This window comes from Streptomyces griseochromogenes (assembly GCF_001542625.1).
GTDB classification, from domain to species: domain Bacteria; phylum Actinomycetota; class Actinomycetes; order Streptomycetales; family Streptomycetaceae; genus Streptomyces; species Streptomyces griseochromogenes.
In genome coordinates, this window is the sequence record NZ_CP016279.1 from 3597664 (window position 1) to 3609184 (window position 11521).

General features: G+C 68.8%; 3 protein-coding genes. All 3 read right to left on the minus strand.

The genetic code is table 11. The features are described 5' to 3' along the window. Position 1: 1 nt before the first annotated feature. From AVL59_RS15410 to AVL59_RS55835, 3 genes are read right to left on the minus strand one after another with little or no spacing between them, the layout of a single operon-like run. Positions 2–1798, minus strand: a complete 1797-nt coding sequence (locus AVL59_RS15410; RefSeq protein ID WP_159399917.1) for a non-ribosomal peptide synthetase — start codon at positions 1796–1798, stop codon at positions 2–4. Positions 1799–1810: 12 nt separating this feature from the next. Then, positions 1811–9565, minus strand: coding sequence for a type I polyketide synthase (locus AVL59_RS55545; RefSeq protein WP_067304208.1), 7755 nt, complete (start codon positions 9563–9565; stop codon positions 1811–1813). A gap of 26 nt (positions 9566–9591) precedes the next feature. Next, positions 9592–11367: a KR domain-containing protein gene (locus AVL59_RS55835; RefSeq protein WP_079146706.1), complete on the minus strand. Its 1776-nt coding sequence runs from the start codon at positions 11365–11367 to the stop codon at positions 9592–9594. Between the last annotated feature and the right edge of the window lie 154 nt (positions 11368–11521).

An 11521-nucleotide genomic window follows, 5' to 3' on the forward strand; every position in this document is an offset into this window, starting at 1 on the left:
TTCACTGTGGGTGGCGACGGACCACGCCCGTATGCCCCATGGTCGACGACGCCGGTGGCCCGGCCGGGTCTCGGGATTCCAGCAGGGCGGCGAGGGTCCGCGGCGTTCGGCGCTCGAAGACGTCGCGCAGTGAGAGAAGCAGACCCCGGCGGCGGGCGAGGTCGGCGAGCGCGGCCGCGGCGACACTGTTCCCACCGGACGCGAAGAAGTCGTCGTCGAGCGAGACGCCCGGCTTGCCGAGCAGCTTGCCGAAGATCGCGCGCAGGGTTTCCTCGCGGCCGCTCCCGGGCTCGTCCGGGACGACCGTCGTGTCGTCCGGGGGAGGGGGCAGTGCCCTTCGGTCCACCTTGCCGTTCGCGGTGAGCGGGAGGGCCGGCAGGCACATGTAGGCCGAGGGCCGCATGTAATCGGGAAGGAACCGGCAGGCATGGGAATGCAGGGCCTCCGGTGCGCAGGCCTCCCCATCCACGAGTACGTAGGCGACCAGCTGTTCGAGGCCGGGCTCGTCCTCGCGGACCACGACCACCGCCTGCGTGACGTCGGGGTGCCGGCCCAGGACGGCCTCGATCTCGCCGAGTTCGATGCGGTGTCCTCGCACCTTGACCTGGTCGTCGACGCGCCCCAGGAACTCCAGCTCGCCGTCCGGGCTCCAGCGTGCCAGGTCGCCGGTCCGGTACATCCGCGTTCCGGGAGGACCGAACGGATCGGCGACGAACCGCTCGGCGGTCAGGCCCGGGTTGGCGAGATAGCCCCGGGCGAGCTGGCCACCGGCGATGTAGAGCTCGCCCGTTCGGCCGTACGGCACGGGGGTGAGCCGGTCGTCGAGGACGTGGAGCCGGGTCTCCCACGTGGCCCTGCCGATCGGGACGTTGCCCGCTGGTACCGGGTCTTCCGGTTCCAGCCGGTACACGCAGCAGCCGACGGTCGCCTCGGTCGGGCCGTACTCGTTGATGACGGTGACGCCGGGACGGGCCTTGCGCCAGTGGTCCACCAGAGCGCCGGTCAGCTGCTCTCCGCCGACCACGAGCTGGTCGGTCGGGGCGTACGCGGCGGGCAGCCTGAGAAGGAGCGGAAGGTGCGAGGGGGTGGCCTTGAGGAAGGCGGGACGCTCGGCCGGCCGTGACGGATCGGGTGCCTGGCGAATCAGGTCCCGGACGCGCAGGAGACCGCCGGCGACCAGAGTTCCGAAGAGAGAGGTCACGGTGAGGTCGAAGGAAAGGGACGAGTGGAGAAAGGTGCCGTCCGAGACACCCGGGTACATGGTGCGGGCGTAGTCCAAGTACAGGCTCAGCGCCCGATGTTCGACGATCACCCCCTTGGGTCTGCCGGTCGAACCCGACGTGAAGATCACATAGGCGGCGTTCTCCGGCCGGATGCGATGCCGTGGATTCGTGTGCGGCTGTGCGGCGGCCGCCGATGTCAGCTCGGAGACGGTGCTGACGGGCACCGGATGATACGGCTCCGGAGGCCGTACGTCAGTCAGCACGAGGCTGGGCTCGGCCTCGGAGAGGAGGGCGGCGATGCGGGCCCGAGGGTGGTCGGCGTCGATCGGTATGTAGGCCGCCCCCGACTTGAGCACGCCCAGTAGCGCGACGACGAGCCGCGCGGACGGGACGACGGTGACAGCCACCAGGCTCTCCGGCCCGATACCCGCCCCGATCAGGTGATGCGCGAACCGGTTCGCCCGGTGGTTCAGGGCCGCGTAGCTGAGTTCGGACGTCGCATCCCGGACCGCCACCTGGTGCGGGGTGCGCTCGACCTGGTCCTCGAACAACGCAACCACGGACTTGCCAGACACCGCCCTCACTCCTTACGAGTCGGCTTCCAGAAGGTCGGTCATCATTCGGTCCGCCAGCTCACGGGGCGTCGCACAGTCGTAGATGATCGTGCTCGGGAGATCGAGACCCGTCCGCCGGTTCAGACGGTCGCGTAGCGCCACACCGGTGAGCGACTCGAATCCGATCTGCAGGAACTCCTGCTCGGGCTCGACCGGTTCGTCCGGACCGAAGCCGAGGACACTGCCGGCCTCGCGGCAGACCAGCTCCAGGATCCCCGCCTCCGAGCGATCGAAGTCCGCGTCGGGCTGCACGGGTTCATCGGCCGTGGCGACCGTGTCCCTGATCTCGGGCTTGTGGTGCAGCCAGTAGTGCTTGCGTTGGAAGGGGTAGGTGGGCAGGGGTGTGTGGGTGGGGGTGTGGAGGGTGTTCCAGGTGGTGGGGGTGCCGGTGGTCCAGAGGTGGGTGAGGGTGGTGAGGGTGGTGTGTGTTTCGTTGGGTTGGTGGGTGGTGGGGTGGATGTGGGGTGGGTTGGTGGTGGGGGGTGGGGTGGGTTGGTTGTGGTGGATGAGGGGGGTGAGGGTGGGGTGGGGGGTGATTTCGAGGTAGTGGGTGGGGTGGTGTTGGTGGGTGGTGGTGAGGGCGTCGGCGAAGCGGACGGTGTCGCGGGTGTGGCGGGTCCAGTGGTCGGGTGAGGTGATGTCGTTCCCGGCGGGTTGTCCGGTGAGTGTGGAGATGAGTGTGGTGTGGGGTGGTTGCAGGTGCAGGTCCTGGATGGTGCGGGTGAGGTCGGCCAGTATGGGTTCCATGAGGGGGGAGTGGAAGGCGTGGCTGACGCGTAGCCAGGTGGATTTGTGGCCATGGTGGTTCAGGGTCTCCACGGCGCGGGCCAGTGGGGCTCGAGGGCCGGAGAGGACGATCGAGGTGGGGGCGTTGACGGCGGCGAGTGATATCTGGTCGTCGATGGCGAGGTCGGTCAGGATGGCTTGCGCTTCGGCCTCGGTGGTGTGGGCGGCGGCCATGGCTCCGCCGGGTGGGAGGGTCTGCATGAGGTGGGCGCGTGCCGCGACGAGGGCGCAGGCGTCGTGGAGGTTCATCACGCCGGCGATGTGGGCGGCGGTGATCTCTCCGAGGGAGTGGCCCAGGACGAGGTCGGGGGTGATGCCCCAGGTGGCGAGGAGGTCGACGAGGGCGACTTGGAAGGCGAACAGGCCGGTCTGGGCGAAGAGTGTCTGGTCGATCAGGGTGGCGTGCGGGCCGTCGGGGTCGGCTCGCAGCAGCAGTTCGCCGACGGAGAGGCCCTGGGGTGTGTTCTTGTCCGCGAGTGCGTGGTCGATCAGGGTGCACACGTGGTGGTAGGTGGTGGCGAAGGCGGGGAAGCGGGCGGCCAGTTCGCGTCCCATGCCGATGTGTTGGGCGCCCTGGCCGGCGAAGACGAAGGCGATCTTGGTGGTGTCGTCGCGGACGGTGTGGGCCGGTAGCTGTCCGGACCGGACGGCTTCGAGTTGTGTGAGGGCCTGGTGGTGGTCGGTGGCGACGAAGGCGGTGCGGTGGGGCAGGGCGGTTCGGGACAGTGCCAGTGCGGAGCCGGTCTCGGTGAGGGGCACCTCGGGGTGCGCGGTCAGGAAGTCCCGTAGCCGCTCGGCCTGGGCGAGCAGGGCTGCCCGGTTGTGTCCTGACAGGATCCAGGGCACGCCGCCGGGGGGTGTCGGGGCGGGCTGGTCGGTTGGCTGGTGGGTGGGTTGGGGTGGGGCTTGTTCGAGGATGAGGTGGGCGTTGGTGCCGCTGATGCCGAAGGAGGAGACTGCGGCGCGTCGTGGCCGTCCGGTCTCGGGCCAGGGTGTCTGTTCGTGGAGTAGTTCCACGGTGCCGCTGGTCCAGTCGACGTGTGGTGTGGGTTCCTCGGCCCACAGGGTGCGTGGCAGTACGCCGTGTTGCATGGCCATCACCATTTTGATGACGCCGGCCATTCCGGCGGCTGCTTGGGTGTGGCCGATGTTGGATTTGATGGATCCCAGCCGTAGTGGTTCGGCGGTGCGGTTGGTTCCGTAGGTGGCGAGGAGGGCGTGGGCTTCGATGGGGTCGCCGAGGGTGGTGCCGGTGCCGTGGGCTTCGACGGTGTCGATGTCGTTGGGGGTGAGGTGGGCGTCGGTGAGGGCTTGGTGGATGACGCGTTGTTGGGAGGGTCCGTTGGGGGCGGTGAGGCCGTTGGAGGCGCCGTCTTGGTTGACGGCGGTGCCGCGGATGAGGGCGAGGATGGGGTGGTGGTGGTGTTGGGCGTCGGTGAGGCGTTCGAGGAGGAGGATGGCGGTGCCTTCGCTCCAGGCGGTGCCGTCGGCGGTGGCGGCGAAGGGTTTGCAGCGTCCGTTGGGGGCGAGGGCGCGTTGGCGGCTGAATTCGGTGAAGATGCCGGGGGTGGCCATGATGGTGGTGGCTCCGGCCAGGGCGAGGGTGCATTCGTGGTGGCGTAGGGAGCGGGTGGCGGTGTGGAGGGCGACCAGGGCGGAGGAGCAGGCGGTGTCCATGGTCAGGGCGGGGCCTTGGAAGCCGTAGGTGTAGGAGAGGCGGCCGGACAGGACGCTGGCGGAGTTTCCGGTGAGGGTGAAGCCTTCGACGGCTTGGGGGTTGTGCCAGGTGGTGATGTAGTTGGAGGTGGCGGCGCCGATGAAGACGCCGGTGTTGCTGCCGCGCAGGGTGGTGACGTCGATGCCGGCGTGTTCGAAGGCGTGCCAGGAGCATTCGAGCAGGAGTCGTTGTTGGGGGTCCATGGCCAGTGCTTCGCGGGGTGAGATGTTGAAGAAGGCGGGGTCGAACCAGCCGGCGTCGTGGACGAAGCCGCCTTCGCGTGTGTAGGAGTGGCCGGTGCGGTCGGGGTCGGGGTCGAACAGGCCATCGAGGTCCCAGCCGCGGTCCTGCGGGAACGCGCCGATCGCGTCCCGGCCCGAGGCCACCAGCTCCCACAACTCCTCCGGCGAACCCACCCCACCGGGAAACCGGCACGCCATCCCCACCACCGCCACCGGCTCATCCACCCCTACCGGCGATGTCAGCGTCGCGGCGCCGGGAGCGGCCGGTGCGGGGGTGAGGAGGGACAGCAGATGGTCCGTCAGCTCGGCCGGGCTGGGGTAGTCGAAGACGGTGGTGGTCGGCAGGCCCAGGCCGGTGGTCTTGTTCAGCCGGTTGCGCAGCTGTACCGCGGCCAGTGAGTCGAAGCCCATCTCCCGGAACGCCCGCCGGGGCGAGAGCGCCTCGCCTCCGGTATGGCCCAGGACCGCGGCGGCCTGCCCGCGTACCAGCTCCAGCACCAGCTCGTGCCGCTCGGCCGCGGACAGCCCCACCAACCGCTCACGCAACCCCGACCCGTCGTTCGCGTCGGATTCGGCCGTCAATGCTTGCCGTGCTTCCGGGATTTCCCTCAACAGTGGGCGTTCTCGTGCCGCGCTGTAGGCCGGTGCGAACACGTCCCAGTCGATGTCGGCCACCGTGACGACACCGCCTGCAAGGTTCTCCAGCACCTTCAAAGCCAGCCGCGAGTCCATTCCCCGCAGGCCGCCGCGGCGCAGACGCTCGCCGGCTTCGGAGTCCGCGTCCGCCATTCCCCCCTGGCTCCAGGCACCCCACGCCACCGACAAGCCGGGCAGGCCACGCGCACGCCGGAACTCGACCAGGGAATTCAAGAACTCATTCGCGGCCGCATAGGCCCCGTGCCCCCAGCTGCCCAGGACGGCGGAACTCGAAGAGAAGGTGATGAAGGCCTCGACGGGATGGTCGAGACTCAACTCGTGAAGGTGTACGGCGCCCAGCACCTTGCCGGCGAGAACGTGTTCGGCGTCGGCGAGTGACATGTCGTCGATCGCGGTCGACTGGGGAACTCCGGCTGTGTGGATGACGGCGGTCAACGGGAACTCGGCCGGCAACCCGTCAAGCACCGCCGCAAGCCCCTCACGATCAGCCACATCACACGCCACGACCGTCACCCGACACCCCTCCCCCTCCAACTCCGCCCGCAACGCCCCCGCACCCACCGCACCCTCCCCACCCCGGCTCACCAACACCACATGCCGAGCACCCCGCCCCACCACCCACCGCGCCACCAACGCACCCAACCCACCAGTCCCACCCGTCACCAACACCGACCCACCCAACCCACCACCAACACCAACACCCAACACCGACCCATCACCCACCACCGACCGATCACCCGCCACCGACCGGTCACGCAGCACCGACCGGTCACGCACCAACCGCCGCACAAACACCCCCCGCCCCCGCACCGCCACCTGATCCTCCCCACCCGCCAACACACCCGCCAACCACCCACCCACACGCCCCTCCACCACCCCCGGCACATCCACCACCCCACCCCAACCCCCCGACCACTCCAACCCCACCACCCGACCCAACCCCCACACCAACCCCTGCACCACACCACCCCAACCCAACCCCTCCACCCCATCCACCGACACCGCCCCCGACGTCACCCACCACAACCGACCCCCCACACCCACCTCAGCCACCACCCGCGCCACCACCAACGACGCCCCCACCCCCACCGGAACCCCACCCCACCAACCACCCACCAACCCCACAAACGACACCACCCCCACCACCCCCACACCCTCATCCCGCACCCCCACCAACCCCTCAACCAACCCCTCCCGCAACACCGACTCACCACCCACATCCACCTCCACCACCACCACCTCACCACCCACCCCCCGCAACCCCTCCACACAACCACCCACCACCCCACCCACCACCCCACCCCGCGGCACCACCACAACCCACCGACCCCCCACACCCACCCACTCACCCGGAACCGAACGCCACACCACCCGATACACCCACTCATCCACGGCTGAGCGATCTACAACGCGTCGGCGCCAGGACGACAACGCCGCCGCCAGCTTCGGCCACCCCGCTTCGTCGGTCACGTCGAGCAGACCCGCGAGTGCGTCCAGGTCACCCGTCTCCACGAGCCCCCAGAAACGCTCCTCCTCTTCCGAGAGGCCTCGGGCCGCGCCTACGACGCCGGTGCCGCCTGTGGTAGGCGCAGCGGCATCCAGCCAGTACCGCTCCCGCTGGAACGCATAGGCCGGCAACTCCACCCGCCGGGCGCAGGCCTCGGCGAACGTCGACGCCCAGTCGACCTCCGTGCCGGTTGCCCAGAGTTCGCCCGCCGAGCGGAGCAGGCTCTCGACGTCGGAGCGGTCCCGGTGCAGTGAGCCGAGGACGACAGCGCCGTCGCCCTCCACGTCGGCGGCCTCGGTGATGTCGAGGGTCAGTACGGGGTGGGGGCTCGCTTCGACGAAGGTGCGATAGCCGTTCCGGCACATCGCCCGGACCGCCTCATCCAGGCGTACCGTCTGCCGGAGATTTTGGTACCAGTACTGCCCGTCGAGTTCGTGTGCGTCGATCACAGCCCCGGTGACGGACGAGTAGAAGTCGACACTGGCCGGATGCGTCTCGATGTCCTTCAGTGAGACTTCCAGCTCCTCCCGGAGAGGCTCGACCTGGGCAGAATGGGACGCGTAACCAACGGGAAGCAACCGGCTGCTCACGCCCTCCTGCTCGCACTCGTCCGCCAGTTCCCGCAGGTGTGCCTGAGGTCCCGAAATCACCACGGAGCCAGGTCCGTTGACCGCGGCGACGGACAGGTCCGCGTGGTGTTCGACGAGTGCGTGAGCCCGCCCCGCCGAGACCTTCAGGGCGAGCATGCCGCCGCCCTTGCCGTCGAGTTTGCGCAGCGTCTTGCTCCGCAGGGCCACGATGCGGGCGGCATCGGGCAGCGACAGGATGCCCGCCACACAGGCTGCGGCGATTTCACCCTGCGAGTGGCCGACGACCCCGTCGGGCTCGACGCCGTAGGAGCGCCAGACCGAGGCCAGCGACACCATGATCGAGAACAATGCCGGCTGTACGACGTCCACCCGCTCCAGCATGACGGGGTCGGCCTCTTCGCCGAGCACGTCGAGCAGCGACCAGTCGACCCAGGGCTGGAGCGCCGCCGCACACTCCTCCAGCCGGTTCCTGAACACACGTGAGGATGCCGCCAACTCGCGGCCCATGCCGAGCCATTGCGAGCCCTGTCCGGAAAAGACGAAGGCGATGCGTCCGGTGTGCTGGGCCGCATGCTGGGCGGTCGCCGCGTCGGCGAGGATCGCGTCGAGCCCCTGAACGGCTTGGGCGTGGTCGGTGGCCAGGAGCACGGTTCGATGGTCCAGAGCCGCTCGTGACGTGGCCAGCGAGTAGCCGATGTCCGCCATCGGAACATCGGGGTGGTCGATCACATACCGACGCAGCCGTTCCACCTGACCACGCAGACCGGCCGCTCCGTGCCCTGATATCACCCAGGGCACCGCCGGGAGCGGCTTCGTACGATCGTCAGCGCGTTCGGCTTCGGTCGAGGGCGGAGCCTGCTCAAGGACGACGTGCGCGTTGGTGCCGCTCACCCCGAACGAGGACACCCCGGCCCGGCGTGGCCGGCCCGTCTCGGGCCATGCCGTCCCGTCCCTGAGGAGCCGGACGCCGCCGCTGGACCAGTCGATGTACGGGGAGGGCCGATCGATGCCGAGGGTGCGGGGAATATGGCCATGGCGCATGGCCATCACCATCTTGATCACACCGGCCACACCGGCGGCCGCCTGGGTGTGTCCGAAGTTCGACTTCACCGACCCCAGCCACAGCGGCTCGCCCTCCCGGTCGGCGCCGTAGGTCGCCAGCAGCGCCTGGGCCTCGATCGGGTCACCGAGGGTGGTGCCGGTGCCGTGCGCCTCCACCACGTCGAGGTCGTGCGTGGACAACTGGGCGTTCTCCAACGCCTGCCTGATCACGCGCTGCTGAGCCGATCCGTTCGGCGCCGTCAACCCGTTCGACGCGCCATCCTGATTCACCGCACTGCCCCGGATGGTGGCCAGTACGCGGTGGCCGTGGCGTTGGGCATCCGAGAGGCGTTCGACCAGCAGAATCCCGATGCCCTCGCTCCAGGCGGTGCCGTCGGCCGCGGCGGCGAAGGGTTTGCAGCGTCCGTCGGGGGCCAGCCCGCGCTGGCGGCTGAACTCGATGAAGACACCGGGCGTCGACATGACGGTGGCTCCGCCGACCAGGGCCAGGGAGCATTCGTTCTGGCGCAGGGACTGACACGCCAGATGCAACGCGACCAACGACGACGAACACGCCGTGTCCACCGTCACCGCAGGACCCTCGCAGCCAAAACTGTAGGAGATACGCCCGGAGGCGACGCTGCCCGCACTTCCGTTTCCCAGATAACCCTCCAGGTCCTCAGGGATTTCGGGCAGCCGGGACGCGTAGTCGTGGTAGATGAGGCCGGTGAAGACTCCGGTGGGGGTGCCGCGTAGGTGGGTGGGGTTGATTCCGGCGTGTTCGATGGCTTCCCAGGAGCATTCGAGCAGGAGTCGTTGTTGGGGGTCCATGGCGGTTGCTTCGCGGGGGGAGATGCCGAAGAAGTCGGCGTCGAACCAGTTGGCGTCGTGGAGGAAGCCGCCGTGGCGTACGTAGGTGGTGCCTTTGTGGTCGGGGTCGGGGTGGTGGAGCCGGTCGAGGTCCCAGCCGCGGTCCTGGGGTAAGCCGCTGATGGTGTCCTGGCCGTCGGTGACGACCTGCCAGAGGTCTTCGGGGGTGGTGATGCCGCCGGGGTATCGGCAGGCCATGCCGACGATGGCGATGGGTTCGCGGTTGCGTTCCTCGACCTCACGCAGACGCCGGCGGATCTCCTTCGAGTCGACGATCGCCCGCCTGAGATACTCCCGCAGTTGCTCCTCGTTGGACACGGAAGGCCCCTTCGTTGGTCGGCTGCTCAGTCGACGTCGAATCGCTTGTCGAAGATCTCGAAAAGCTCTTCATCGGTTGCCGAGGAGAGGTCGCTGTCTTCCTCGGGCTGAGACGAGGTGTCGGTGTTCTTCCATTTCGCGAGGAGTTCGGTCATTCGCGAGATCAACACCGGTCGGGAACCGTCGTCTGGAGTGAATTCCGAGAACAGCCGGTCCAGTTCGTCGAAGCTGGCCAGGGCCTCGTCCTTCAGTGTCTCCTTTGCGGTTTGTTGGAGTGTGTTGTTGAGGTGTTGGGCGAGGTGGGTGGGGGTGGGGTGGTCGAAGATGGTGGTGGGGGGGAGGTGGAGTCCGGTTGTTTTTTGGAGTTGGTTGCGGAGTTCGATGGTGGTGAGGGAGTCGAGTCCTTGTTGGTTGAAGGGTTGGTGGGGGTGGATGGTGGTGGGGTTGGGGTGGCCGAGGATGGTGGCGGTGTGGGTTTGGATGTGGGTGAGGAGGGTGTGGTGGCGTTGTTGGGGGGTTTGGTGGGTGAGTTGGGTGAGGAGGGGGGTTGGGTTGGTGGGTTGGGTGGTGTGTGGGTGTGGGTTGGTGGGGTGGTTGGTGGGTGGGGTGGTGGGGTGGGGGGTGATGGTGCGGTAGAGGGGTGGGGTGTGGGTGGGGTGGTTGGGGGGTGGGGTGAGGTTGATGGGGATGGTGTGGGGGGTGGGGTGTTGGTGGGTGGTGGTGTAGTGGGTGAGGGCTTGGGTGGGGGTGAGGGGGGTGTGGCCGTGGCGTTGCATGCGTTGTTTGTCGGTGGGGGTGAGGTGTTGGGTGATGGTGGTGGTGAGGTTCCAGAGGCCGTAGGCGAGGGTGGTGGTGTGGGGGTGGTGGTGGGGGAGGGTGTCGAGGTAGGCGTTGGCGGCGGCGTAGTTGGCTTGGCCGGGGGCGCCGAGGACGCCGGCGGCTGAGGAGTAGTGGGTGGTGTGGGCGAGGTCGAGGTGGTGGGTGTGGTGGTGGAGGTGGTGGGCGGTGGTGGCTTTGGTGGTGAGGGTGGTGTTGAGGTGGTGGGGGGTGAGGTGGGTGAGGGTGGTGTCGTGGGTGGTGGCGGCGGTGTGGATGATGGTGGTGAGGGGGTGGTTTGGGGGGATGTGGTTGAGGAGGGTGGGCCAGGTGTCGGGGTGGGAGGTGTCGGCGGTGATGAGGGTGGTGGTGGCGCCGAGGGCGGTGAGGGTGTCGTGGATGTGTTGGGCGTGGGGGTGGTTGGGGCCGGTGCGGGAGGCGAGGAGGAAGTGGCGGGCGTGGTGGTGGGTGGCGAGGTGGCGGGCGGTGTGGGTGGCGAGGGTGCCGGTGCCGCCGGTGATGAGGGTGGTGCCGTCGGGGTGGGGGGTGGTGGGGATGGTGAGGATGAGTTTGCCGGTGTGGCGGGCTGTTTGGAGGTGGCGGAGGGCGGTGGGGGCGTGGCGGAGGTCGTAGGGGGTGTGGGGGATGGGGGTGAGGGTGTTGTCGGTGAGGAGGGTGGTGAGGTGGGTGAGGGTGTTTTGGATGGTGTGGGGTGGGACGTCGGCGAGGTCGAAGGGCTGGTAGTGGATGGGGGGTTGGTGTGGGGGAGGGTGTGGGGGTCGCGGAGGTCGGTTTTGCCCATTTCGAGGAAGTGGCCGCCGGGGCGCAGGAGGGTGAGGGAGGTGTCGATGTAGGGGCCGGTGAGGGAGTTGAGGATGATGTCGAGGCCGTGGTCGGGGAGGGTGAGGTGGGAGGCGAAGTCGGGGTCGCGGGAGCTGGCGAGGTGGCCGGGTCGGTCGAGGCCGGCGTGGGTGAGGGCGGGCCATTTGCGGGGGGAGGCGGTGGCGTAGCAGGTGGCGCCGAGGTGGTGGGCGAGTTGGGTGGCGGCCATGCCGACGCCGCCGGCGGCGGCGTGGATGAGGATGTGCTGGCCGGGGGTGAGGTGGGCCAGGTGGGTGAGGGCGTAGTGGGCGGTCAGGA